Annotated in this window: 12 protein-coding genes; 11 read left to right on the top strand and 1 reads right to left on the bottom strand. The window is 58.9% G+C overall.

Annotated features, from left to right (window positions below):
- Window positions 1–92 precede the first annotated feature (92 nt).
- From clpX to HNQ72_RS08680, 8 genes are all read left to right on the top strand, one after another.
- The gene (clpX, locus tag HNQ72_RS08715) at window positions 93–1,370 is read left to right on the top strand and encodes an ATP-dependent Clp protease ATP-binding subunit ClpX (protein ID WP_148147344.1); all 1,278 of its coding nucleotides are present in this window, start codon (window positions 93–95) and stop codon (window positions 1,368–1,370) included.
- Between the two features lie 416 nt (window positions 1,371–1,786).
- Window positions 1,787–4,207, top strand: a complete 2,421-nt coding sequence (gene lon, locus HNQ72_RS08710) for an endopeptidase La (protein ID WP_183991673.1) — start codon at window positions 1,787–1,789, stop codon at window positions 4,205–4,207.
- A 191-nt stretch (window positions 4,208–4,398) separates the two neighbouring features.
- Window positions 4,399–4,677, top strand: a complete 279-nt coding sequence (gene hupB / locus HNQ72_RS08705) for a DNA-binding protein HupB (protein WP_112457241.1) — start codon at window positions 4,399–4,401, stop codon at window positions 4,675–4,677.
- A gap of 485 nt (window positions 4,678–5,162) precedes the next feature.
- Window positions 5,163–7,148, top strand: coding sequence for an autotransporter domain-containing protein (locus HNQ72_RS08700; protein WP_183991671.1), 1,986 nt, complete (start codon window positions 5,163–5,165; stop codon window positions 7,146–7,148).
- Window positions 7,149–7,318: 170 nt separating this feature from the next.
- Window positions 7,319–7,921, top strand: a complete 603-nt coding sequence (locus HNQ72_RS08695; protein WP_183991669.1) for an inorganic diphosphatase — start codon at window positions 7,319–7,321, stop codon at window positions 7,919–7,921.
- A 176-nt stretch (window positions 7,922–8,097) separates the two neighbouring features.
- Window positions 8,098–10,287: an esterase-like activity of phytase family protein gene (locus HNQ72_RS08690; protein WP_183991667.1), complete on the top strand. Its 2,190-nt coding sequence runs from the start codon at window positions 8,098–8,100 to the stop codon at window positions 10,285–10,287.
- A gap of 113 nt (window positions 10,288–10,400) precedes the next feature.
- Window positions 10,401–11,636: a metallophosphoesterase family protein gene (locus HNQ72_RS08685; protein ID WP_183991665.1), complete on the top strand. Its 1,236-nt coding sequence runs from the start codon at window positions 10,401–10,403 to the stop codon at window positions 11,634–11,636.
- A 2-nt stretch (window positions 11,637–11,638) separates the two neighbouring features.
- On the top strand, window positions 11,639–15,091 hold the full coding sequence (locus tag HNQ72_RS08680; RefSeq protein ID WP_183991663.1) for an ATP-binding protein: 3,453 nt from the start codon (window positions 11,639–11,641) through the stop codon (window positions 15,089–15,091).
- On the opposite strand, the gene HNQ72_RS08675 is transcribed toward HNQ72_RS08680, so the two are convergent.
- Window positions 15,068–15,916 carry a DUF6030 family protein gene (locus HNQ72_RS08675; protein WP_183991661.1) on the bottom strand — a complete coding sequence of 283 codons (849 nt, stop codon included), beginning with the start codon at window positions 15,914–15,916 and terminating at the stop codon, window positions 15,068–15,070. The genes HNQ72_RS08680 and HNQ72_RS08675 overlap by 24 nt on opposite strands.
- Before the next feature lie 360 nt (window positions 15,917–16,276).
- Here HNQ72_RS08675 and HNQ72_RS08670 point away from each other — a divergent pair, with 360 nt between their 5' ends.
- The 3 genes from HNQ72_RS08670 (at window position 16,277) to HNQ72_RS08660 (ending at window position 26,487) form a co-directional block, all read left to right on the top strand.
- Window positions 16,277–17,455, top strand: coding sequence for a polysaccharide biosynthesis/export family protein (locus HNQ72_RS08670; RefSeq protein WP_183991659.1), 1,179 nt, complete (start codon window positions 16,277–16,279; stop codon window positions 17,453–17,455).
- Window positions 17,456–17,632: 177 nt separating this feature from the next.
- The gene (locus HNQ72_RS08665; RefSeq protein ID WP_183991657.1) at window positions 17,633–25,063 is read left to right on the top strand and encodes a type I polyketide synthase; all 7,431 of its coding nucleotides are present in this window, start codon (window positions 17,633–17,635) and stop codon (window positions 25,061–25,063) included.
- Window positions 25,064–25,131: 68 nt separating this feature from the next.
- The gene (locus tag HNQ72_RS08660; protein ID WP_183993054.1) at window positions 25,132–26,487 is read left to right on the top strand and encodes an aminotransferase class I/II-fold pyridoxal phosphate-dependent enzyme; all 1,356 of its coding nucleotides are present in this window, start codon (window positions 25,132–25,134) and stop codon (window positions 26,485–26,487) included.
- The last annotated feature ends 4 nt before the right edge of the window (window positions 26,488–26,491 follow it).

Genomic DNA, 26,491 nt, shown 5'->3' with positions numbered 1-26,491 from the left:
GCACGTGAAGCCCGTCGGTGTCACGTGCCGGCAGCGGTTGAGTGGACTGCGCCCGTTTGTACGTGAGCGCAGAGTGCTGGAAGGAAAGTGATATGAGCAAAGTCAGCAGCGGCAACGGCGGCGACTCCAAGAATACCCTATACTGCTCCTTCTGCGGAAAGAGCCAGCACGAGGTCCGCAAGCTGATTGCCGGACCGACCGTATTCATCTGCGATGAATGCGTTGAACTGTGCATGGACATTATTCGCGAAGAGAACAAGACCTCGATGGTCAAGTCCCGCGACGGCGTTCCCACGCCCCAGGACATCATCAAGGTTCTCGACGAATACGTCATCGGCCAGCAGCAGGCCAAGCGCATCCTGTCGGTCGCCGTACACAACCATTACAAGCGCCTCGCGCATGCCTCCAAGGGCGGCGATGTCGAGCTTGCGAAGTCGAACATCATGCTGGTCGGCCCGACCGGTTGCGGCAAGACCTATCTTGCCCAGACGCTCGCCCGCATCATCGACGTTCCCTTCACCATGGCTGATGCAACGACGCTGACCGAAGCCGGTTATGTCGGTGAGGACGTCGAAAACATCATCCTGAAGCTTCTGCAGGCTGCCGACTACAACGTCGAGCGCGCCCAGCGCGGCATCGTCTATATCGACGAAGTCGACAAGATCTCGCGCAAGTCGGACAACCCGTCGATAACCCGCGACGTGTCGGGCGAGGGCGTTCAGCAGGCGCTTCTGAAGATCATGGAAGGCACGGTTGCCTCGGTTCCGCCGCAAGGCGGCCGCAAGCATCCGCAGCAGGAATTCCTGCAGGTCGACACGACGAACATCCTGTTCATCTGCGGCGGTGCATTCGCTGGTCTCGACAAGATCATCTCCGCCCGTGGCGAGAAGACCTCGATCGGTTTCGGCGCATCCGTCAAGGCTGCTGACGACCGCCGCGTTGGCGAAGTGCTGCGTGAACTGGAGCCGGAAGATCTGGTCAAGTTCGGCCTCATCCCGGAATTCATCGGTCGTCTGCCGGTTCTGGCAACGCTCGAGGATCTCGATGAGGATGCGCTTATCCAGATCCTGTCCGAGCCGAAGAACGCACTGATCAAGCAGTATCAGCGCCTGTTCGAGATGGAAGACGTGGAACTGACCTTCCACGAGGACGCCCTTCGCGAAATCGCCCGCAAGGCGATCGTGCGCAAGACCGGCGCCCGCGGCCTTCGTTCGATCATGGAAAAGATCCTGCTCGACACGATGTTCGAACTTCCGGCCCTCGATGGCGTCCGCGAAGTCGTCATCTCCGACGATGTGGTGAAGGGCAATGCCCGTCCGCTTTACATCTATGCGGATCGCCAGGACGAGAAAGCCAATGTCTCGGCCTGAGCCGGGACCAGTAGTATAGATTTGATCGAGGCCCCGTATTGGGGCCTCTTTTCGTAGGTAAGCTGTGGTTGTTAGCTGCGTTCTGGGGAAATCCCCAATGCGGACGGTTGCGCGATATTCAGCTTGCTTTAGACGTGAAGCACGCAGATCATGATTGTTCTCGCTGCTTCGGTTTTTCGGCTTCTGTGTTAGGTTGAATGCGATTCACGTTTCCGTCGATGGCCGGGTCGGCCCCGCGGATAATGGCAACGTCAGATATTTATGCGGGCGCTTTGTAATATCCCTGTCATGTTGGTGATGGCTGGGCTGCTGCAAGGCTTGAAAATGACATAGGAAAGCTCCACCTTGAGCGGGAGTGAAGTGCCTGGGTAATTGCTCGGGCCATCCCGGAAACGGGACGATGGAAAGGAAACAAGATGACAAGTTCAACGTCTGCAGCATCCGGCACTGCGACCTATCCGGTCCTGCCATTGCGCGACATTGTGGTCTTCCCGCACATGATCGTTCCCCTGTTCGTCGGACGTGAGAAATCCATCCGCGCGCTTGAGGAGGTCATGGGGTCGGACAAGCAGATCATGCTAGTCACCCAGATCAATGCCAGCGACGACGATCCGGAACCCGACGCAATCTACAAGGTCGGCACGGTCGCCAATGTTCTGCAACTCCTGAAATTGCCCGACGGCACGGTCAAGGTTCTGGTCGAAGGCCGCGCGCGCGCCGAGATCGACACCTATACCGACCGTGAGGAGTTCTATGAGGCAAAGGCCGAAGTTCTCGAGGAACCGGAGGAAGACGCCGTTGAGGTCGAGGCCCTGTCTCGCTCGGTCGTCTCCGAGTTCGAGAACTACGTCAAGCTGAACAAGAAGATCTCGCCGGAAGTCGTCGGCGCCGCCAGCCAGATCGAGGACTACTCGAAGCTTGCTGACACGGTTGCCTCGCACCTGTCGATCAAGATTACCGAAAAGCAGGAAATGCTGGAAACGGTGTCGATCAAGCTGCGTCTGGAAAAGGCGCTCGGCTTCATGGAAGGTGAGATTTCCGTCCTTCAGGTCGAGAAGCGCATCCGCTCGCGTGTAAAACGCCAGATGGAGAAGACCCAGCGCGAATATTACCTGAACGAACAGATGAAGGCGATCCAGAAGGAGCTCGGTGACGGCGAGGAAGGCCGTGACGAGATGGCCGAACTGGAAGAGCGCATCGGCAAGACCAAGCTTTCCAAGGAAGCCCGCGAAAAGGCGGATGCCGAACTGAAGAAGCTTCGCCAGATGAGCCCGATGTCGGCGGAAGCCACTGTCGTGCGCAATTATCTCGACTGGCTGCTCGGTATTCCGTGGGCCAAGAAGTCGAAGATAAAGGCCGACCTCAACAATGCCGAAAAAATCCTCGAGCAGGATCATTTCGGTCTGGAAAAGGTCAAGGAGCGTATCGTCGAATATCTGGCGGTTCAGGCGCGTGCCACCAAGATCAAGGGACCGATCCTCTGCCTCGTTGGCCCTCCTGGTGTCGGTAAAACGTCGCTCGCCCAGTCGATCGCCAAGGCGACCGGCCGCGAATACGTGCGCATGGCGCTCGGTGGCGTCCGTGACGAAGCCGAAATCCGCGGTCACCGCCGCACCTATATCGGGTCCATGCCTGGCAAGATCATCCAGTCGATGAAGAAGGCCAAGAAGTCCAACCCGCTCTTCCTGCTCGATGAAATCGACAAGATGGGCTCTGATTTCCGTGGCGATCCGTCGGCTGCCCTCTTGGAAGTTCTCGATCCGGCCCAGAACTCGACCTTCATGGATCACTACCTGGAAGTCGAATACGACCTGTCCGACGTGATGTTCATCACCACGGCGAACACGCTCAACATTCCGGGTCCGCTGATGGACCGCATGGAGATCATCCGCATCGCCGGTTACACGGAAGATGAGAAGCGCGAGATCGCCAAGCGTCACCTTCTGCCGAAGGCCATCAAGGAACATGCGCTGCAGCCGAACGAATTCTCTGTTTCGGACGATGCCCTGATGGCGATCAGCCAGCAGTACACCCGCGAAGCCGGCGTTCGTTCCTTCGAGCGCGAGCTGATGAAGCTCGCCCGCAAGGCAGTGACCGAGATCATCAAGGGCAAGACGAAGTCGGTTGCCATCACGGCTGCCAACATTTCGGATTACCTCGGTGTTCCGCGTTATCGCCACGGCGAGGCCGAAGGTGAGGATCAGGTGGGTGTAGTCACCGGTCTCGCCTGGACGGAAGTCGGCGGCGAGCTGCTGACCATCGAAGGCGTCATGATGCCGGGCAAGGGTCGCATGACCGTTACCGGCAACCTGAAGGACGTGATGAAGGAATCGATCTCGGCTGCGGCTTCGTATGTCCGTTCGCGCGCTGTCGATTTCGGCATCGAGCCGCCACGTTTCGACAAGTCGGACATCCACGTCCACGTGCCGGAAGGTGCGACCCCGAAGGATGGCCCCTCGGCCGGCGTCGGCATGGCCACCGCGATCGTCTCGATCATGACCGGCATCCCGGTCCGCAAGGATGTCGCCATGACCGGTGAGATCACCCTTCGCGGCCGCGTGCTGCCGATCGGTGGCTTGAAGGAAAAGCTGCTTGCGGCTCTTCGCGGTAACATCAAGACGGTTCTGATCCCGGAAGAAAATGCCAAGGACCTGGCAGACATTCCGGACAATGTGAAGAACGGCATGGAGATCATCCCCGTGTCCCGCATGGGCGAAGTTATCAAGCATGCTCTGGTGCGTCGCCCCGAACCGATTGAATGGGATGGCACGGTTGAGACACCGGTTATCGCCAATGTCGAAGGCTCCGAAGACGGCGCAACGACGATCGCCCATTGAGCGATCGCTCGGGCCAACCAAGTTTGAATTGTGGAGAAAGCCGGCGAAAGCCGGCTTTTTTTGTGAAAAATGCATGAAACCCCTTGTTTTTCAGGCGATCTCAGAGCTTTTGGGTTGCCAAGCACCGACGCAAAACTATTGTCGGCGCCGACTAATCGAGTCGTTCCAAAACCGTAGAAAGGGATGGAAACATGAACAAGAACGAGCTGGTTTCCGCAGTTGCCGAAAAGGCTGGTCTCTCCAAGGCTGACGCCGCATCCGCCGTGGACGCAGTATTCGAAACCGTACAGGGCGAACTGAAGAACGGCGGCGACATTCGCCTCGCTGGCTTCGGCAGCTTCTCCGTATCCCGCCGCGAAGCCTCCAAGGGCCGCAACCCGTCGACCGGCGCAGAAGTCGATATCCCGGCTCGCAACGTTCCGAAGTTCTCGGCCGGCAAGGGTCTGAAGGACGCCGTAAACGGCAAGTAAGATTTTACCGGGCAGTGTATCTGCCATGGTAACAAAACCCCGGATTGTCTCCGGGGTTTTTTGTTGCGCTCGATTATGTCTCCATCTGTGATGGAGACTGCATGCGAAGATCAATTCCAGGTATCCCATAGTGATGCTGCGCGGCAACACATGGTTCCCTTTATTGGCGTTCGTCAGGAAAGTGCTTCAAGTGGTTTTCCAACTACTTGTCAGCTCAAGTGCATCGCTGCTCTTTTGTTGTTGGGGGCAAGCGATTCTAAATTTTGAAATATGAGCGGTTCAATTTTTTCTGGGGCATTTCATATCTCGGCATCGCTGTCGGCATCCATTTCGAATGATCAGCGAGTGTTCTGAAAATGTTTCTGAAGCATAAAACTATTTGTCTACTTGCGAGCTCGGCGCTCGCGGGTTTTTTCGGTATTGTTCCGCTCGCGCAGGCAGCGTCGGGATCGAGTATTACCGGTCTGAGCAGTGACGGATCCGTCATGCTTGATGAAGTCTATGATCCCAACACGGGAAATTACGTCATACAGCTTACGAACACTGTAACCGGCGAAATTCAGGAGATCGCATCGCCGTCCGTCGCGAGTTATATCTATGCGAGCGATCTAAGCTCCGACGGCAAGACTGTGACGGGCTACTATCAGGACGGCACGACCGGTCGGATCTCGTCTTACGTATGGACCGCCGCGAATGGTTTCGTCGATCTTGGCGCCATTGATGCAAATGCCACCGAGGTTTTGGCTCGGGCTGTCAGCGGTGATGGAACTGCCGTAGTAGGAAGCGCCTATAGCCCGAACACGTATAGCCAGGCTTTTTACTGGACATCAACGACCGGGATGATCGGCCTCGGAACTTTGGGCGGAGATTATTCATATGCCAGTGATATTAGCGACGATAGCACTACCGTTGTCGGCCAGGCCTTCACAGCCGATCAGCATTATCATGCTTTCGTCTGGAAAGCGGCTACCCAGACGATGGTCAACATCGATACGCTTTATGAATACTCCGCTGCCAGTGCGGTCAGCAACGACGGCTCGGTTGTCGCCGGTTCCGGTAGCAATAACCTGACGAGCGGCGTGTTTCGCTGGACCGAGGCAACGGGCATGGTGGACATTGGGTCACTCGGTGGAACCTGGACCAGCTTTTCTGCGATGAACGGCGACGGCAGCGTGCTGGTGGGGTCCGCTCATCTTACGGGCAACACTGAACGTCATGCCTATCGTTACACTGCGGCCACATCGACAATGACGGATCTCGGTACGCTCGGCGGTGACTATTCCTATGCCCGCGACTTGAGTGCCGATGGTTCCGTCGTCATCGGCACTTCGAACGATGCCGAGGCTGTCTATCACGGCTTTGTCTGGACCGAGGCGACCGGTATGGAGACGGTCGAGGAATGGGTAGAGAACCAGGGCGGCACCATCGGCGAGATTACGACTCAGACCGCCGACTTCATTTCCGATGACGGCAATGTCATTGTAGGCCAGACGGCAAGCGGAACGACCTATATCGCACGGACCAGCATCATCGACACGGCCGAGTTTTTCCCGACCGTCGTTGCAGCAAGCAACGTCATCGTCCAGAGCGGCGTCGGCAGCGCCGATACTATCATGTTCGGTGCCCAGGGCGCGCCGATGCGCAACCTGCTTGATGTCGGCCAGCGCTCCGTCTGGGGTACTATCGACGGCGGTTATGACAACGGCGATCATGCCGATGGTGGCCTTGCTCTCGGCGACTTCGGCTTCGGTTACGGCATTGCCGACGGCGTCACGGCACGCATCTCTGCCGGTGTCACCTATACCGATCAGGATCTCGATGCTGGCGGCGACGTGCGCCAGCGCGGCTTCTACCTTTCGCCGGAAGTCTCGGCCGATCTCGGCAAGAACGTCTATGTGACGGTCGGCGGCTACTGGGGACGCAGCAGCATCGACAGCCGCCGCGGTTATCTGGCCGGAGCCGGGACCGACTATTCCGACGGTGACACCAATGCCGAAACCTGGGGCGCCAAGATCCGCTTCGACTGGCTGAATGCGGTGACGATCGACGAAACGGCGATCACCCCCTATATCGGCCTTTCCTACGCACACACTAAGGTCGATGCCTTCACCGAAACCGGCGGCTCGTTCCCTGTTGAATTCGACGGCAGCAGCGATCACTCCACGATCGCCCGTCTCGGTGCCGATTTCGTTCGTCCGCTAAATGACACTGTTCGTTTGCTGGCCAAGGCCGAGCTGGACTACCAGTTTGAAAGTCATGCTGCCGCGACGAGCGGCACGATTGCCGGGTTGCCGGTCGGCATGAGCGACTTCAACCTTGAAGGCCAGGATCTGCAGCAGTTCTGGGCGCGCGGTGGTCTCGGCGCCGAATTCGATCTCGGCAAGGGCGTCGCCTCGTTCATGGTCAATGCTACGACCAAGGGCCAGGATCCGACGGTCTGGCTGCGCAGCAATTATACGGTCAAATTCTGATCGATTATTGCAGAATTGGCCTTCGGTAATCCCGGCGGCGAAATTGAAAGGCCTGGCTTTGCCAGGCCTTTTTCGTTTCTCCCGTGAATGTCCGGCAAGTGTGGATATTGTCATAGCGCTGTCATGTCGCCTGCCTAGGTGAGGGGCCTCATCATACTGAAGGGCTCCCCATGAAATCGCTTTTGACTGCCGCCGCCGCGCTTCTCGTAACTGCCGGCGTTGCTTCCGCTGAATATGTTTCCTATCTCGACGTTCCGCAGAAGAAGGATGACGGCAAGGAATTTAACGTTGCCATCGAAATCCCGCAGGGCAGCTTCACCAAGTATGAAATCGACGCCGACACCGGCCACATCGTTGTCGACCGCTACCAGTCCATGCCGGTTATCTACCCGGCCAACTATGGTTCGATCACCAGCTCGCTCGGTGGCGACAACGATCCGCTCGACGCGCTCGTCTACACCCGCGAGCCGATCGTTCCGGGCGCCATCATCAAGGTTCGCCCGATCGGCGTTCTGAAGATGATCGACGGCGGTGAAGTTGACGACAAGATTGTTGCCGTACCGACCAGCAAGATCGACCCGACCTACGACAACATCAAGGAAATCACCGATCTCCCGCAGATCGAGCAGGAACGCCTTCAGGCCTTCTTCCGCGTCTACAAGCAGCTTCCGGCCGGCCGCAAGGCAGTCGAACTGAACGGTTTCGACAACGCTGCCCATGCTGAAGGCGAAGTATCCGCAGCCATCAAGGCTTATGCTGCCAAGAAGAAGTGATCCTTCGGTCACCTCGATTGAACCTATCGGAAGGCCGGGCTTGCCCGGCCTTTTTTGCTGCAATCGATGTGGCATGCCATGTCGACTGCGAATGCAACTCATGATCATCAAATTGTCATTGTCGTGTCATGCCTCTAGCTCAGAAAACCACCCGTGGTTTTAAAGAGGGGCTTCCCATGACATTCTCGACACGCGCCGCCTTGACGGCATTCCTGCTTGCCTCGGTGGTGGCACCCGCCAGCGCCGAACAGGTCTTCAACCGCATCGCTTCTTTCCCCGTTGCCCAGAACCTGCCCCAGGGCGAGGACAAGGCGACGTCGTCGGAAATCATCACCGCGACGGCCGATGGTAATACACTCATCTATTCCGACGCGCCGGGCGGCACGATCGGTTTTATCGACATTACCGACGCGAAGGCTCCGAAGGCCGGCGGATCCCTGAAGATCGACGGTGAGCCGAATTCGGTTGCCGCTGCTGGCACGAAAGTCCTCGTGACCATCGACGACACCAAGGATCTGACCAAGCCGGCCGGTCGGCTCGGCGTTGTCGATATCGCGTCGAAGAAACTCGAAAACACCTGCGATCTCGGCGGCCAGCCGGATAGCGTCGTTGTGGCTCCCGATGGCACATTTGCAGCCATCGCCATCGAAAACCAGCGCGACGAAGACTTGAACGACGGCGCCCTGCCGCAGCTTCCTGCCGGCGAATTGCTGATCGTATCCCTGAACAACGGCGTTCCGGCCTGCGACAGTATCAAGCGCGTTGACGTCACTGGTCTGGCGACGGTCGTCCCGGAAGATCCGGAACCGGAATTCGTCAACATCAATGCCAATGGCGAAATCGCCCTGACGCTGCAGGAAAACAACCACGTCATCATCATCGATAGCAAGACCGCCAAGGTCACCGGCCACTTCACAGCCGGTACGGTCGATCTCGAAGGCGTCGATGCCAAGACCGATGGCTCGCTGAATTTTTCCGGCAAGCTGACCGCTGTTCCGCGCGAGCCGGATGCCGTCAAGTGGCTCGGCACCGATCGCCTCGTCATCGCCAATGAAGGCGACTACAAGGGCGGTTCGCGCGGCTTCACGATCTTCGACCGCTCCGGCAAGGTTCTTTTCGATGCCGGCATGACGCTCGAGCACGAAATCGCCCGCCACGGTCACTTCCCGGAAAAGCGCGCCAAGAACAAGGGCATCGAGCCGGAAGGCATGGAAGCCGCTGTCTTCAACGGCCAGCAGTATTTCTTCGTCCTCTCCGAGCGCGGTTCGATGATCGCCGTCTACAAGGACACCGGTGGCGAACCGGAACTCGTCCAGCTTCTGCCGTCGGGCGTATCCCCGGAAGGTGCCGTCGCCATCCCGGGCCGTAACCTGCTTGCCTCGGCTAACGAAGCCGATCTAGGCGAAGACGGCGGCCCGCGCTCGCATGTGATGATCTATGAACTTGCCGAAGGCGAAAAAGCCTATCCGACCATCGTTTCCAAGGATGTCGATGGCAAGCTGATCGGCTGGGGCGCTTTGTCGGGTCTCGTCGGTGACGCCGATAAGGACGGTATTCTCTATGCGGTCAACGATTCCGTCTACGCCATGCAGCCGTCGATCTTCACCATCGACACGACGAAGAAGCCGGCCGAGATCACTAACGTCGTCCGCATCACCCGCAACGGCCAGCCGGCGCAGAAGCTCGACATCGAGGGCATCGCGCTCGACGGCAAGGGCGGATTCTGGCTGGCTTCGGAAGGCGACAGCGCCAAGCTCGTCGGCCACGGCCTCTACAACGTCAACGCCAAGGGCGAGATCAAGAGTGAGATCGGTCTTCCGGCAGAGCTGCTCGCCGGCGAGAGCCGTTACGGTCTCGAAGGCATCACCACGACCGGTTCGGGCGACGACCTGACGCTCTGGATGGCAATCCAGCGCGAATGGAAGGATGACCCCAAGGGACAGGTGAAGCTTCTTTCCTACAAGCCGAAGTCGAAGGAATGGGCGGCCGTTCGTTATCCGCTCGAAAAGGCTGAAAAGGGCTGGATCGGCCTGTCTGAGATCACCGCCAATGGGGATTATCTCTACATCGTCGAACGCGACAATCAGGTCGGTGACGCCGCCAGGCTGAAGAAGCTCTACCGCGTCTCGATCAAGGATCTGAAGCCGGCCAAGATCGGCGGCGAGCTGCAGCTCGTCACCAAGGAAGAAGTTCATGACTTCCTGCCCGATCTGAAGAGCGCCACCAACGGCTACGTTCTCGACAAGCTGGAAGGCTTTGCCTTCGACAAGTCCGGCAAGGCCTTCATGGTCACCGACAATGACGGCGTTGACGACTCATCCGGCGAGACCCTGTTTCTGCCGGTCACCCTCAAGGTCACCAACTGATCGAATCCTCATCTTCAACAGGAAAAGGCCGGGTGTTTGCGCACCCGGCCTTTTTTCTTGGGGCCTGCTACCTTAAGTCTGGCGTTCCTGATGTGTTCGCATGAGACGATTCGATGAGTTCCTTCCGCTTCATCCATGCCGCAGACCTGCATCTCGGCAGCCCCTTCCAGGGACTGGCCCTTAAGGATGCCGATCTCGCCGAGCTTTTTGTCGAGGCAAGCCGCAAGGCCTTTTCGGCGCTTGTCGATGAAGCGGTGGAGCGCAAGGCCGATTTCTTCATCGTTGCCGGCGACGTTTATGACGGCGACTGGAAGGACAACAAGATCGGCCTGTTTTTCAACCGCGAAGTGGCGCGGCTGGACCGCGCCGGAATCCCGGTCTTCCTATTGAAGGGCAATCACGACGCCGAAAGCGTCATTACCCGAACCATCACGCTGCCAAAGAATGTCAGCGAGTTCCCGACCAGCAAGCCCGGTACGTTCCGGCTTGAGAAGTTGAAGGTCGCGTTGCACGGACAGGGTTTTGCCGAACGCTCTGCAAACGAAAACCTCGCGCTCGCCTATCCTAGGCCCGAAACCGGCTGGTTCAATATCGGCGTGCTGCATACGTCGCTGACCGGTCGCGAGCCGCACGCGCCTTATGCGCCTTGCTCGGTCGAGGACCTGCGCTCGCGTGGTTATGACTACTGGGCGCTCGGCCATGTCCATGATTTCGAGATCGTCGCGCAAGACCCACTGGTGGTTTTTCCGGGTAACCTGCAGGGCCGCTCGATCCGTGAGACCGGAGCCAAGGGCGCCGTGCTGGTGACGGTCGAGGATGGCCGCATCGCCTATGAGCGCCTGATCACCGATAGCGCCCGTTTTGCCGAACTGGCGATCGCAGTGGAGAGCGACGATACGCCCGCCGCCCTGCTGCGCCGCGTAGAGGATGCACTCGAGCCGCTTGTCGATGTCATGGAAGGGCGGCCGCTTGCGCTGCGTGTCCGCATGACCGGCAAGAGCCGCGTTCGCAGTCAGCTTCTGTCGAAGGTCGAAGATTTCCGCGATGAAGTGCAGGCCGCCTGCCATCGCGGCCATGCCGATATCTGGCTTGAAAAGCTCGACCTCCGGCTTGAACCCGATGACGGAGCGTCCCAGCGCAGTTCCGGAACGCTTGGCCTTGATGGCCTGCTGGGCATGGAAGGGTTTCCGCCCGAACTGCTGGAGGAGGCTGCTGCCCGTATTGCGGAAATCGCCGCCAGACTGCCGGGCGGTAGCGGGGCAGGGGAATTGCCGCTTGGCGACGATATCGATGTGCTTCTCGTCGAGGCGCGTGACTTGCTCGTTTCCCGTGCGGCGGAGGCCGGCTGACCATGCGTTTCGATCGTCTCGACATCCTGCGTTACGGCGCGCTCACCGACCGCCAGCTTGTCTTTCGCCCGGGCGCGAAGCTGCATATCGTCTACGGGCCGAACGAAGCCGGAAAATCCTCTGCGCTCTCGGCTATTTCGGATCTGCTCTTCGGTTTTCCGGAACGTTCGGCCTATGGCTTTCTGCATGATGCCGGGGCCTTGCGCATCGGTGCGCAGCTGACGGCACGCGACGGACAGGAACTCTCCTTCCGCCGCCGCAAGGGGCGCAAGAACACGCTGCTCGGGCACTCCGATGCGGAAGAAAACCTGGCCGACGATGCGCTCGCACCCTATCTCGGAAATCTCTCCCGCGATGTGTTCGAACGCGCCTTCGGCCTGAATTCGGATTCGCTTCGGGCCGGGGGTGAGACCATGCTGAAAAGCGGCGGCGAGATCGGTAGCCTGCTTTTCTCCGCCGCGTCGGGCCTGACAGGCCTGTCCAGCCTGCGCAAGTCGCTGGATGCGGATGCTGACGCGATCTACTCCCAGCGCCGGTCCAAGGATCGCAGCTTTTATCAGGCTCTCGATAGCCATGATGCAGCCCGCAAGGCGGAGCGCGACAACGAGCTGAAAGCCGGCGACTGGAAGGCACTGCTGAAGGAAGAGGCCGAACTCGGCGCGGAAATTCACACACTCCAGCAGGGCCGTGAGGAAACCAAGCGCGCGCTCGACCGCCTGCGTCGGCAGATAGCCCTTGAGCCCCTGCTGCGCGAACTGGACCGCGAACGTGCGCTTCTGGTCCATCATGAGGCACTGGCCGGCCTGCCGGACGGTTTCGAGGTAAAGCTTGCAGCGACGCTCCAGTCCGGACGGGAAAATGCCGAAGCGCTTGTCGCCTCCGAAAACGAGCTGACAAGGCTTCGCGAAGAGATCGAGACTATCAAGGTGGATGACGCGCTGCTTTTGGCAGCACCGGACATTCTGGCAGCCTATGGCCGCAGCGGCGTCTATCTCAAGGCGAGGGAAGATATCGCACGGGTTCGAGCCGAAGTGGACGATTTCGATCAGAAATTGCTGCAGGCCTCGCGCCGCCTCGGTTTCAGGGAATTTTCCGATCTTGAGCGCATGCAGCCCGCCGATGCCGACCTTGTCCGCCTTCGCCAGTTGGTGGAGGAGGGCGGCGAGCTCGACCGTGAGATGCGCCAGCTTCGCAAGCGGATCGACGAGGAGGCCGATGCGCTGCGCAAGCTCGAAGCTGATGCGCCGGTTGCCCGCATCGTCGACCCCAAGCCGCTGAGCGACCAGCTCGCGGCCCTGCGGCCCGAGATCGAGGAACTCGCCAATCTCGAAACGCTGAAGATCCGCGCCGCCCGCGCCAGGAGCGATCTCGATGCGGCGTCCGCCCGCCTCGATCCTCCGGTCAGGGAATTTGACCTTCTTCTCTCCGTGCCGCTGCCGGATATGGAGACACTTGTCCACCACCGCCGCCTGATCGAGGCTGCAAGGCATGAAAATGCGCAGGCAGTGCAAAAGCTGGCGGCGCTGAAGGATGACGCGGACGAGCTTCAAGCCCAGTTGGCGCTTCTGGAAGGCGAGGGCAGGATCGTCTCGCGCGACACGATCGAGCTTGCGCGGCAGGAACGGGACGGCCTCATCGAGGCTCTGGTCTCCACCCCTTCAAACGTGGCTTTGCAGGCAGCAAGGTCTTCCGTGCAGGAAGCGGATCGGCTGGCCGACATGGCGCTTGCCGATGCCGAGCGTGTCTCGCGCCATGCACAACTGACACTGCAACAGCGAAAAATTGCCGATGCGATTGCCGCTGCGGAACGTGCCGCCAGGGAGGCCGCTATTGCCGCTTCCGACGCGGTGACCGAATTCGAGGATCTCTTCCACGCCGTCCCGGTAACGCCCGGCGCGCCTGAGCGCATGATCGAATGGCGCCGCATGGTCGATGGATTGATGGCGCTTTCCTCCACCCTGAATGCAGCGGAAGACGAATACGAGATCCTGCATTCAAGGGAGGAGGCGTTGCAGCCGGCATTGGCGGCACTCGCCGATGCCACGGGCGCGTCCGCCGGTGTCTTGCCGCCGCGCAGCCTTGCGCGGGAAATCTCGACCCGCCTGGAGGAAATCACCCGTCAGTGGAGCGAGGGTCGCACCATCGAGCGGATGCGCGATACGGCAAGCCAGACGCTGAAGCGACTGGAGGCCGACGAGGCGGATTTGCGCGGAAAGGCCGATCTCTGGCGGTCCGGCTTTGCCGCTGCCGCTTCATCCGCCGGGCTGGCCGAGGATGCGACGATCGATATGGCCAATGCCGCGCTGGATATCTGGCGCACGCTGCCGGACCTCCTTTCCGAGCGGCAGAACCGTGACCGGCGTGTGCGTGGCATGGCCCGGGACATGGAAGCCTTCGAGGCTGAGATCGTCAGCCTGTCGCGATCGCTTGCGCCGGATCTCGCTTCCATCCCGGCAGATGTTGCCGGTGGCATGCTGAACGAGCGCGTAACCAAGGCGCGTGCTGCCGACAATCAGCGCAAGACGCTTGCAACCGCCCTGGAACGCAACGAGCTTGTCCATGCCCGTCACGTCGCCGAGGCAGTTGGACTCGATGCCCAACGGCAGAAATTGGCAAATGCCGCTGCCGTTCCAGCGGATCAACTCGCAGCCGTCCATGCTGACCTCGTGGAGCGCAGGAGATTGCTTGCCAGCGAGGAACTCTGCCGCAATCGCTTCATCGATCAGGCGGATGGCCTGGATGAAGAGGCGGTGAGGGCAGCACTGGTCGATTTCGACAGGATCTCGGCCGGTGTCGAAATCGAGCGGCTGGAGGCCGAAGACAGTAGGCAGGTCAATCGCCTTGCCGATCTGCGCGCTGGCGAGGCTGACAATCTGCGGCGCAGGCAGGAGCTGGAAAAGGGTACCGGCGCCGAACGTGCCGTCTTCGAGAAACTGGCAGCCGAGCAGGAAGCAAAGGACCTCGCCCGTCGCTGGGTGGTTCTGAAGCTCGCAGGATCGCTGCTGTCCCATTCGATGGAAACCTATCGCCAGCAGCAGGCAGATCCTGTCATGACACGCGCCGGTGAGGTGTTTTCCGATTTGACGGGCGGCCGGTTCGCTCGCCTCATTCAGGTCTATGATGATAACGATGAGCTGCAACTGGCTGTCGAGCGCAAGACCGGCGAGCAGGTGCCGCTTTCCGGATTGAGTGAGGGAACCGGTGATCAACTGTATCTGGCGCTTCGGCTTGCGTTCCTCCAGGACTATTGCGCTCGCAATGAACCGGCGCCGCTCGTACTGGATGATATCTTCCAGACATTCGATGACGAACGTACTGCAGCTGGCCTTCGGACGCTGGCAGAATCGAGCGGCGCGTTCCAGTCGATCCTATTTACCCACCAGATGAGTTTGATGGATACCGCGCAGCGTGAACTGGGCGATGATGTTGATCTAGTTAGGCTGGATCGGGTGTGACAAGGCTCGTTGCTGCAAAGGCAGGCATTCGAGCGGAAAGCGCACGATCGAGGAACGCATCGAGGCCCCGTTCGACGCCACTGTCGATTGGCCACATGTCGAGGTCTCGGGCAACTGCGTGATCATCAGGTTGAAACGACGATCATCGTCCCTTTCACGCTCGTAGCTGACACGGTAGCTGTCGAATCGCGACGAAAAGCTACGTCCTGTTCTGATCCGGTCGTAAAGGTAATGCAGGTTTTCGGGCGCCATTTCGAGCCCGAAACGATCGATTGATCGGGCCACCAGCTTGAACATTTCACCGTCCTTTGCTGAGTCGAGTAGACTAAGCTTGAGACGAAACGTGCGGAACGTGCTGGACGATACTCCCTTGATCTGGATGAATATCACAGAAGGCTCCGGCATTGTGCCGAGTTCCTTGGAAAAAAGGCATTCCCATTCTCCTCCGGCTGCCTGGAAACTGGAGGCCGGGCCATCCTCACCCAGGCGCTCGCATCGCTCGTGGGTTGTCAGATGCGGGAGCACACTCAGCCGGTCGTGCAGGCCGGCAGCGGGCCGGATGAGTCGCGGCGGCGCATTGATGAGCAGCGTCGTGCGGCGCGCACGCAAAGCCGGCGGCGGTGAAGCGGCAAAAGGCCGCGCAAGGTATTCGTCCATTCCAAGCCATGTCACCAGCCGTTGGTAGTTGCGCCCGTTATTGACGGAAAGAACGATACCAAACAGCAGCGCAAGGCCGACGGCCAGCAAGGCGCCGAATGCCTTTGCTGCTCGCCGCCGTCTTCGAAGGCGCATCAGAGGCGTCAAAAGTTCCGCCTTGTCCGCCAAGGAAATAGCTCCGTTTCAGGTCGATATGCCGACAAGCTTTGGCATATTGGACAGGTTCGTGTCCAAGTATGATTCGCGATAATGGTGAACGGGGAGCGCCATCCTCACATCTGTCACACAAATTCGGAAGCGCCGTTAACCACATTAATTAGTAAGCATTTAAGTCAACTTTTTTAGTTTCACTTTTGAATATCAGTTCGCTGGTGACTATGGCCTTAAAACCGCACCGGATTTTATTTTCCGGGGAGCCCAAGCCATGAAGCTTGTCGTTCGTCGTCCGGTGTGCTTTCAAGGGCATCAAATTTTGGATCAAGCTGGGGCGGCTCTGGCCTCGTGCGGTCCTGACTGGAGTATCGAGATTTGGTTCGAGTAACTGCGATCGTGATTTGTGCCGCTTTGGCCGGGTGTCAGGCGGTGCCCGGTGAGGGGCCACTTGCTTCCGCGATCAATGAAGATGCCGGCCGTTCTCCGGCAGACATCGGGCGCGTGAACGCAGCGGTTTTCGACATCGTTGATGTCGACAATCACACGGCAAGACTGGTTTCGGATTATGTTTCGACGGCGTTGAAGCGCCGATTCGGTATCGGAGGAGGTCCGGGCAGGGCTGTTATCGGTATCGGTGACCAGTTGAAGGTCACCATCTTCGAAGCCGGTGCCGACGGACTGTTCTCGACCAGTGAGCAAAAGCAGACTCCGATTGAAATTGTTGTGCAGCCCGATGGCACAGCCGCCATTCCATATGTGGGTACCGTGCGATTTGCCGGCCGCACTCTTGAAGAGGCGCGCCAGCAAATTCTTTCATCTCTGAAGAGCAAAGCCGTCGAGCCCGACGTGATCATTGCAATGGGAGATACGCCATCCCGCTCGGTCACGGTCGCCGGCGCAGTAAATCGTTCGGCGCAGATTTCGCTTAATCTGAGCGGTGAGCAGATCACCGACGTAATCGCCAAGGCGGGTGGTCCAACATCACAGCCATACGAATCCTACGTGACTGTCGTGCGCGGCAAACGGACCGGCACGGCGCTCCTGAAGTCGATCGTAGAGAATCCGTCAGAGAACATCTATGTTCAGCCCGGTGACCAGATTTTCGTTAGCAAGGATCCTCGAACCTTTACGCTCCTAGGTGCCGTCAAAAGCAATTCTCGCATCGATTTCGGTGCGAACGATCTGAACCTTCTGGAAGCAGTAGCACTCGGCCGCGGCGGCAATGACGAAACCGTCAATGCAAAGGGCTTTTTCCTTTTCCGCTACGAGGATCCGGAAGTGGTCGTCGGTCTCCTGGGTAAGCGCCGTTTCGACGAACTCACCCGAAAGGGAATGCAGGCTGATAAGGAAGGACGTTATCCGATCGTCTACAGGTTCGATATGAGCCATCCGGACAGCATGCTTGTCGGCCAGACCTTTCCTGTTAAAAGCCGTGACGTGATTTACGCGTCTCGCCATCCGGCGGTCGACTTGACGAAGTTCCTTCGCGTTGTTGGCGCGCCCGTCGGAATTGCCGTTCAGGGGGCCGCGATTTCCAACAATCTGAGTGACTAGCTGTAAAGCCGGGCGTATATGCACCCGAATCATTGATTGTAATAAGCCCGGATTGTCATCTGGAAGTAGTGGTTTGTTCTGCTTTTTTGGTGACAAGCGCGGGTAAGTATGTTGTTAAAGTCGGTGTCGGCTTAATCTGCATTAGCTATTGTAGCTATGACTAACGTAAGAGTGACGATGACGATAGAAGTAATTGGCCGAGCCTGCGTTGCGCCCGGTGCCAACTCCATCGAAGAGTTGCAGCAAGTTCTCCGAACCGGTCGTTGCACCGTCACTCAAATCCCAGCCGATCGGTGGGAACTCGCTCGTTTCTGGCATCCTACTCAAGGGACACCCGGCAAGACCTACACCTTTGCAGCCGGTGTCATCGACGCGGTCTATGATTTCGATCCCGCTGTCTTTGGTCTTTCGCAGCGTGAGGCCATGCAGATGGATCCTCAGCAGCGCATCCTGCTGACGCTTGTTTGGAAGGCACTTGAGGATGCCAACCTGCCGGTAAGCACGCTCTCGAAGCAGAAGGTTGGGGTCTATATCGGGGCCTCAAGCCTCGACAGTGGCAACCTTTCGGCGGAAGATCCTGCTTCCGGCAGCCCGTATTTCATGACGGGCAATACGCTTTCGATTGTCTCCAACCGCATCTCCCACGTTTTTGGCTTGAACGGCCCAAGCATGACGATTGATACGGCCTGTTCCTCCTCGCTGGTCGCGTTGGACCAGGCGGCACGTGCGCTGGAACGTGGTGATATCGACACCGCAATTGTTGGCGGCGTTAACCTTCTCGTCCATCCGCTTTCCTTCGTCGGCTTCGCTCAGGCACGAATGTTGTCGCCGGAAGGCCTCTGCCGTGCTTATGACACCAACGGTCAAGGTTATGTACGTGCGGAAGGCGGCGCTGCAATCGTTCTTCGCCGCAGCGATGTCGCGCGTCAGCAGCATGATCGCAGTTATGCCCGAATCCACGCGACCGGCGTCAATTCTTCCGGCCGCACCAACGGCATCAGCCTTCCGTCGCGTGAGGCACAGGCCGATCTGCTCAATTCCATCTACAAGGGCCACGGCATCGATGTGAACCGCGTGGCCTTCATCGAAGGTCACGGAACCGGAACGCGTGTCGGCGATCCCGCTGAAGTCTGGGCAATCGGTAATGTCATCGGCCAGAGACGTCGCGCTCCGCTGCCGATCGGCTCAATCAAGTCGAATATCGGTCATACTGAGCCGGTTTCCGGTTTGTTTGGTCTGTTCAAGGCCATGCTGGCTCTGGAGAACGACTATCTTCCTGCCACGCTACATATTGAAACGGCGAATGAAGACATCGATTTCGATGCACTCAACGTAAGGGTCAATACATCCGCCATCAAACTGCTTCCGGCAAAGGAAGCGCGGCTCGTGGGGATCAATTCCTTCGGTTTCGGCGGCACCAATGCGCACGTTGTGATTGGTGATCCGGAGCCGGCAACACAGGCGGACTCACCGGCCAAGGGCGACAATCTGCTGTTCTTGGCGAGCGCGCACAGCGCAGGTGCGCTCGAAAGCCTGTTAAAGGATTACCAAGCACGTCTTTCCGCCGCTACGCCCGAAAAAGCGCGCCGCATCATCGCCGCGACGACAACGAACCGTGATGCCTTGAAATATCGGTTTGCAGTCGATACTCGAGGCGAGCGCGGCGTTCTCGATGCGATCAAGACGCATCTTGCCGGCGATGCTTCCGATGGGGAACGTGGCGAAGCTCCGTCCGTGCTTGGCAAAATAGCCTTCGTGTTTTCCGGAAACGGTGCGCAATGGGCCGGGATGGGTGTAGAAGCCTACCGCGCAAACCCGCATTTCCGCCAGTATTTCCAATCCTTTAGCGCGCTGTTCGAATACCACCTCGGTGAAAAGCTGACGGACCTCATAGTCGCGGACAATCTCGGGGTTCGTTTGGCTGATGCGACGATTGCGCAGCCGCTGCTGTTTGCCGTGCAGGCTTCGCTCTCAGACAGCCTCAGCGCCTACGGCATCAGGCCAGATGTTGTGTTCGGTCACTCCGTTGGCGAGATTGCCGCGGCCTATGCTTCCAAAGCGTTGACGGCTGCAGAAGCCGTTGCGATCGTCGCCAAGCGTTCGCACTCACAGCATCTGTTTGCCGGGCAGGGCAAGATGGCTGCGGCCGTAATGGGCGAAGAGGCGGCCGTGGCCTTCGCCAAGAATCACGGGTTGGACGGCATTCATGTGGCGGCGATAAATGCGCCGAATTCGGTTACGATTTCTGGTCCGGCCGCGGAAATTCAGGCTTTTCGGGATGCTGCCCGTAAGTCTCAGACTGTCGTTCATATTCTTGATATCAATTATCCGTTCCACCATCCGATCATCGACAGCGCCCGTGACGGATTCCTCTCGGAACTTCCGGCGATTGAGCCGCAGGCCGCCGGCTGCACATTCATTTCCACCGTTACCGGTGCAATATATGACGGCCGTGGCCTTGATGCCGAGTACTGGTGGCACAATGTGCGCGAACCGGTGCTCTTCCGCTCGGCGACAGAAGCTGCGCTCGATCTCGGTTGTAATCTGTTCATCGAGATTTCACCGCGCACGATCCTGTCGAACTACGTCTCGGAAATCGCCAAAAGTAGGGCTCAGCCAGCCACGGTAATCGGTTCGCTTCAGCGCGAAACAGTTGTCGCGGGGCGGGATCCGGTCGCTCGCGCGTTTGCCCGCGCCATCGCCCACGGCGCGGTTCCTGCACCATCCAGGCATTCGGGGAAACGCAGCCCAGTCATCGATCTGCCGCCATTGCCATTCGAACCGACCGAGCTGAAAGTGCCGGCCACCACGGATGAGATCGATATGTTCGGTCGCGATTTCAAGAACAGCTACACGCTGCTGGGCTGGCGGAATGATCCGAACGGTTCTCATTGGAAGAACCATATCGACGCCTTGCTCTTTCCGGATCTGGCCGAACATGTGGTCGATGGTCGTGCGATCCTTCCGGGAGCCGGTTTCCTGGAAATTGCGGTCACCGCCGCCCAAGCGCATTTCGGCACGGACGAGGTAGAGATCTCCAACATGGAGATCGTTCGACCACTGGAATTGCGACCCGATCGGATACTGGAGCTTTCGACGCTTCTTTCTCCGGAAACCGGTAATATCGAGATCCGCTCCCGCGAACGGTTGAGCAGTGATGACTGGACCATTCATGCGGTCGGTCGTTGTCGGCGGCCGGTGGATGAAGAAATCCATCAGGTGGAAATCGCGACGTCTGCCGAAGGCGGTGATAGCCTCTCGTCTGTCCAGGTTTATGAAACAGCCGAACGCTTCGGCCTGCAATATGGGCCTCGCTTCCAGCTACTTTCGAAAGCTGTGGCTTTGGGCGATAACGTTGTCGACGTTGAGCTCAGACAGGCCGCGGAACCTGCGCATCCATATGTCGGCTACAACCTCAATCCATTCTCGGTCGATGCCGCCTTCCATGGCCTTGTCGCACTGTTTGACCGGCTTTCCGGTACGGAGGCTGGCTCTCCCTATATTCCGGTTCGCTTCGGCTCCATCCGGGTCACGGGCAGGGGACGTGCGATTGCCAGGGCAAGGATAGAGATCGAACGGTTCAGCAGCTTCTCGATCAAGGTCAATTTCCGCCTGTTCGATCCTGCCGGTAAACAGATTGCCATCCTCTCGGATTGCCGTTTCCGCCGCACGTCTCTGCGTCGCCACCATACTTTGGATACCGTCGCTTTCCATTTCGACGCCGTCCCGAGTGCGCTTCTGGCAAAATCCGAACCGCCAGCTACAAAATTGCCGGCCCTGACCGATTTTGCATCCTCGGATGCGAAGGACAATGCATCGTTGATGATCGATGCAGCCATCTATCGGGCATGCCACGAGATCGCCTTGTCGCTCGCCGGTGACAGTGCGGTACTCCTTTCTGCGACTTTGCCGGGAGACACGGATTTCCGTGCATTCCTGACATCCTGCCTGTTCACATTGGAGGATGCGGGTATCGCGGTATCCTCCGGAGACGGCTGGACAGTCCCCAGGGAGTTCTCTTTCCCGAGTATCGAAGAACTGATCCAGGAAATCTACCGTGAGGACTCCTCGCGTGTCGCTGAGGCCGTCTTGGTCAACGACGTCTACCGTGATGCGCTCGAACGTCTTTCCCTGTCCGGAAAACCCGTCGATGCTGAAGACGAACATGCGAACAATGTCAGCGAAGCAACATTGGATCACGTTCTCGTCCACTCTCCGCTCGGTCATCGCCGTGCAGAAACCGGCTTCGATCTGACGCAGCGTTTCTGTGATGAGAACCCCGGAAAAATCAGCTTTATCGTCGAACTCGGCACAACCAGCCAGTCTGCCAGCACACGGCTTGCCGGTCTGGCGGCATCCATTGGCGCGACGCTGGTAATCGCCGAACCGAAGGAAAATGCGCGTCGCATGCTGGAACTGGCGTTCGAGCGGAATGTGCATGTTTCCGTTGTTGAACCTCGGGCTCTTGCCAGCCTCGAGCGTGTTGATCTGATCGTTGCCGGCGGCTTGTCCAGCCAGCTTATGCTGACCGGTGACGAAGATGTTCGTCAGACTCTTCGTTCCGCTGCAGCAAAAGGAGCAGCGATCGTTTTCGCCGATCGCGCTCCCTCGGCGTTCAACGACTTCGCATTCGGGTTGTCGGACGGATGGTTCGCGGCAAGCCAGGCTGCGGATTTCCCCGTTGGTCAACTTGCCACCGCAGCGCAGGTCGAGACACTTCTGTCTGATCTCGGCTTTGAGGCTGCGTCGGTGAAGGATGTACAGGTGGACGAGGGGGCTCTTGTCCTCGCCATTGCCCAATCCCGAGCCAAAACCGAGGCTGTGCTGACGGAAGCGGATAGGGGCAGGCTGATCGTTGTTGCCGAACAGGCATCCGAACAGATGTTGGCGTCTTCCTTTGTCGATGCCGCTATCGTTCAGGCGACCGAGGCTGAACGTGCGCTGGAACTGGTACCGGAAGACTCGAACTCACCCGTTTGCATCGTTTATCTTGCCGATCGCGGCATCGAACAGGCCGTTTCGGCACTTGAGATTGCAAGACTGTCGCGCTTCAAGGCTCTTGCCGAGGGGATGACGCGGCAGGCAAATGGCTCGACGGGCAGGCCACGGCTTATCGTGCTGGCACCGGGTGGCTCTCCGCTTGCGGGAGAAAACAGTGATGCGGCTAACGCCGGTTTGTGGACCTTTGCTCGTGTTCTGCAGAATGAATATGATGCCGTCGACATTCACATGATCGATGCCGAAGGCGATGAAGCGGTTGCCCTTGTTGATCGAATCGCGGCGCTGACAAGCGCCAATCGCGAGTGGCTTTTGGGTGAACATGGCCTCCTGGAAATCCGCGCGGCGTCCGGCCCGTCTGCTGGCCGCGATGGAACGACGTCCGATTTCGAGGCTGCGACCATCCACCAGCTCACCAGCGGTCGCGTCGATAGCATCATCTGGCAAAGCTGTGCGCTTCAGGAACCCGGTGCGGATGAGGTCATCATCGCTGTTGAGGCTGCTGGTCTCAACTTCCGAGATGTCATGTGGTCCATGGGCCTGTTGCCTGAAGAAGCGCTTGAAGACGGTTTTGCCGGTGCGACGATCGGGATGGAAATGGCCGGTCGCGTCGAGCGCGTGGGCTCAGCCGTCGCGGACTTGAAGCCCGGCGATCGCGTAATGGGCATCGGCCCGGCTGCTTTCTCGACCCATGTTCGTGTCCGCCGTGATGGGGTTACGAAATTCCCGGATCGGCTCGATTTTGCCGCTGCCGCAACGGTACCGGTCGCGTTCCTGACAGCCTATTATGCCATGGTCCAGCTCGGCCATATCGAGCCGGGCGAGACGATCCTCATTCACGGTGCCGCCGGCGGTGTCGGTCTTGCCGCACTGCAGATCGCTAAGCTGAAGGGTGCAAAGGTCATCGCCACGGCCGGTACGGTCGAAAAGCGCCGCTTTCTCGAAGCGCTCGGCGCAGATCATATCTTTGACAGCCGCTCGTTGGATTTCGTCTCGCGCGTTCGCGCAGTCACGAATGGCGAGGGCGTCGATCTCGTCTTGAACTCGCTCTTCTCCGAAGCGATGGAGCGAAGCCTGGAGCTGGTAAAGCCCTTCGGCCGCTTCCTCGAACTCGGCAAGCGCGACTATTATTCCGACCGCAAGATCGGCCTTCGTCCGTTCCGCCGCAACATCAGCTATTTCGGCATCGACGCCGACCAGCTGCTGGTCAATCTACCGAAGATCACCAAGCGGATCTTCGCCGAGATCGGTGAACTGTTCCAGAGCGGCGAACTTGTGCCTCTGCCTTATCGTGCCTTCGGTTACGACGAGATCGGCAGTGCCTTCCGGCTGATGCAGAATGCCGGCCAGATCGGCAAGATCGTCATCCGTCCGCCAGTTCGTGGCAAGGATCGGGTGGTTGTCGCCAGCGACCGGACATTGCGCTTCAGTGAGGAGGGTGGCTTCCTCGTTGCTGGTGGCATTGGTGGTTTCGGCCTCGTTGCAGCCGATTGGCTCGTCACCAGGGGCGCGCGCCGCATCGCGCTCTGCTCCCGCCGTGGTATCGCCGATGAGGCGACGATAAAGGCGATTGAGAAATGGGCTGGCCTCGGCGTCGTCGCAACACTGCATGCCTGCGACATCACCAATGAGCAAGCTCTCTCCGCTCTTCTGTCCGAATTGCGCGCCGCGGCTCCGATCAAGGGTATCATACACGCCGCCATGGTGCTGGACGATGCTTTGCTGTCGAACCTGACCGATGACCGCAATCGACCGGTCGTGGACGTCAAGGTTCGCGGTGCTGAACTGCTGGATAAGCTGACTCGCGACGATGACCTTGAGCTTTTCCTGTTGTTCTCGTCTGCCACGACCATGCTCGGTAACCCCGGACAGGCCAACTATGTTATCGCCAACGGCTACCTAGAAGGGCTTGCACGCATGCGCCGCGCGGCCAGCCGTCCGGCTCTGGCCGTCGGTTTCGGTGCGATTGCCGATACGGGTTTCCTTGCTCGCAACGCCGAGGTCAACGAGCTTCTTTCGAAGAGGATAGGCAAGACCGCGATGAAGGCGCGCGATGCGCTCGAGCAGGTCGAGAATTATCTGGTGAGCGAGACCGGCAGTATCGATGGTGCGGCGGTAATGATCGCCGAAGTGGACTGGAACGCAGTCCGCATGCTGCCGATCGCGACGGCAAGCGTGTTCGAGACCGCAATGCGGGCTGCTGGCAATGCGCAATCATCTGCCGATGGCGATCAGATAGATCTCGAAGCTCTGATCCACGGCAAGTCTGCCGATGAGGCTCAGTCTATCCTGCACAAGATCGTGGCTGCTGAGATCGCTGCGATCCTGCGTGTCACCGAAGACAGTATCACGCCGGAAAAGGTCCTTAAGGATGTCGGCCTCGACAGCCTGATGGCGATGGAGCTGGGTATGAGCTTCCAGCAGAAGACCGGATTTGATATTCCCTTGAGCGGTGTAGGTGAGGATACCACGGTGAGTGACGTGGTCACGCGCCTGCGCGAAAGAGTTTCGAAACGTAGTGGCGGGGAGGAGGAGGCTCCGCAGGACGAGGTGCTCGACCGTCTGGTCAAGAGCCACTCGACCCAAAGCCAGAAAGCAGCTGCTCAGTGACAGAGAAAGACAAGCCGGAAACGACAGTACCTCCCGCGGGGGGCGCGAAGCTTGGTTTTCTGGAAAAAATGCGGCAGACCAGTGAAGTGTCCGGCCGAAATCGCGAAGCGCGCCTGAACCGTCAACCACAGGCTCCGCTTCGCCAGAGCCTGAAATTCGATCAGCTTCCTGAATACCAGCGGGTATTGACCCAACGGAAGGTCGGGGAAGTGATCGGCGTGGACAATCCCTTCTATCGGTCCCACGACGTGGCGGCTGGTGCCACCACCGTCATGGCTGGCAGGAACTTTGCCAACTTCGCCTCTTACGACTATCTCGGGACGAATACGGATCCGAAGGTCACGAGCCGAGCCAAGGAAGCGATCGATCGTTACGGCATTTCCGCTTCCGCCAGCCGCCTTGTTGCCGGCGAGCGTCCCGTCCACACGGAACTTGAGGCAACCCTGGCCGAGGTTTATGGTGTCGAGGCAGCGGTTTGCTTCGTCAGCGGCTATCTGACCAATGTTGCAGCCATCAGCTGCATCGTTGGCCCGCAGGATCTCGTCGTGCATGACGAGTTCATCCATAATAGTGCGCTTGCGGGTATCAAGCAGTCGGGCGCGACGCGGCGGCTCTTCCGCCACAACGATGTTGATAATCTCGAAACCGTGCTGAAGACGCTTTCGTCGGAGTTCCGCCGGGTCCTCGTCATCGTCGAGGGCGTCTATTCGATGGACGGCGACATTGCCGACCTGCCGAGACTTTTGGAATTGCGCAGTCGGTACGGTTTCTGGCTGATGGTCGACGAGGCCCATGCGCTAGGCGTTCTGGGTAAGACGGGCAGGGGCACGTTCGAGCATTTCGACGTTGATCCGCAGGAAGTCGATATCTGGATGGGAACGCTGTCCAAGACGACGTCCAGCTGCGGCGGCTATATTGCCGGCTCGCAGGCACTTGCGGATATCCTCAAAGCCGAGGCAGGCGGATTCGTTTATAGCGTCGGGCTCGCACCTGTCCTGGCAGCAGCAGCAAAGGCCGGTCTCGACATTCTGCGCAGCGAGCCGGAACGAACTGAAAAGCTTCACCGCAACGGCGCGCTGTTCCTGCAAGAAGCCAGGAAGGCTGGCCTCGATACAGGCCTCAGCGTCGGGTTTTCGGTTGTTCCGGTTCTCGTGGGCGACTCGCTTAGGGCCGTGCAATTGTCTAACGAACTTCTGGAAGATGGCGTCAACGCACTGCCGATCATCCATCCGGCCGTACCGGAAGGGCAGGCACGCCTGCGTTTCTTCATTACCTGCAACCACACTGACGATCAGATTAGACACGCCGTTGAAGCAACCGCGCGTCGGCTGAAGGCCTTGCAGGAACGTAATTTCGGTCTGGCATCGCTGAACATGGAGCAGATGATGCAGCTTTCACCACTGCTTCAATCGCCCAACAGCTGACCTC

This window comes from Aliirhizobium wenxiniae, from assembly GCF_014201355.1.
Taxonomy (GTDB): Bacteria; Pseudomonadota; Alphaproteobacteria; order Rhizobiales; family Rhizobiaceae; genus Neorhizobium; species Neorhizobium wenxiniae.
Note: the sequence above shows the minus strand (reverse complement) of the source record. Positions and strands in the feature narration are given on the sequence as shown.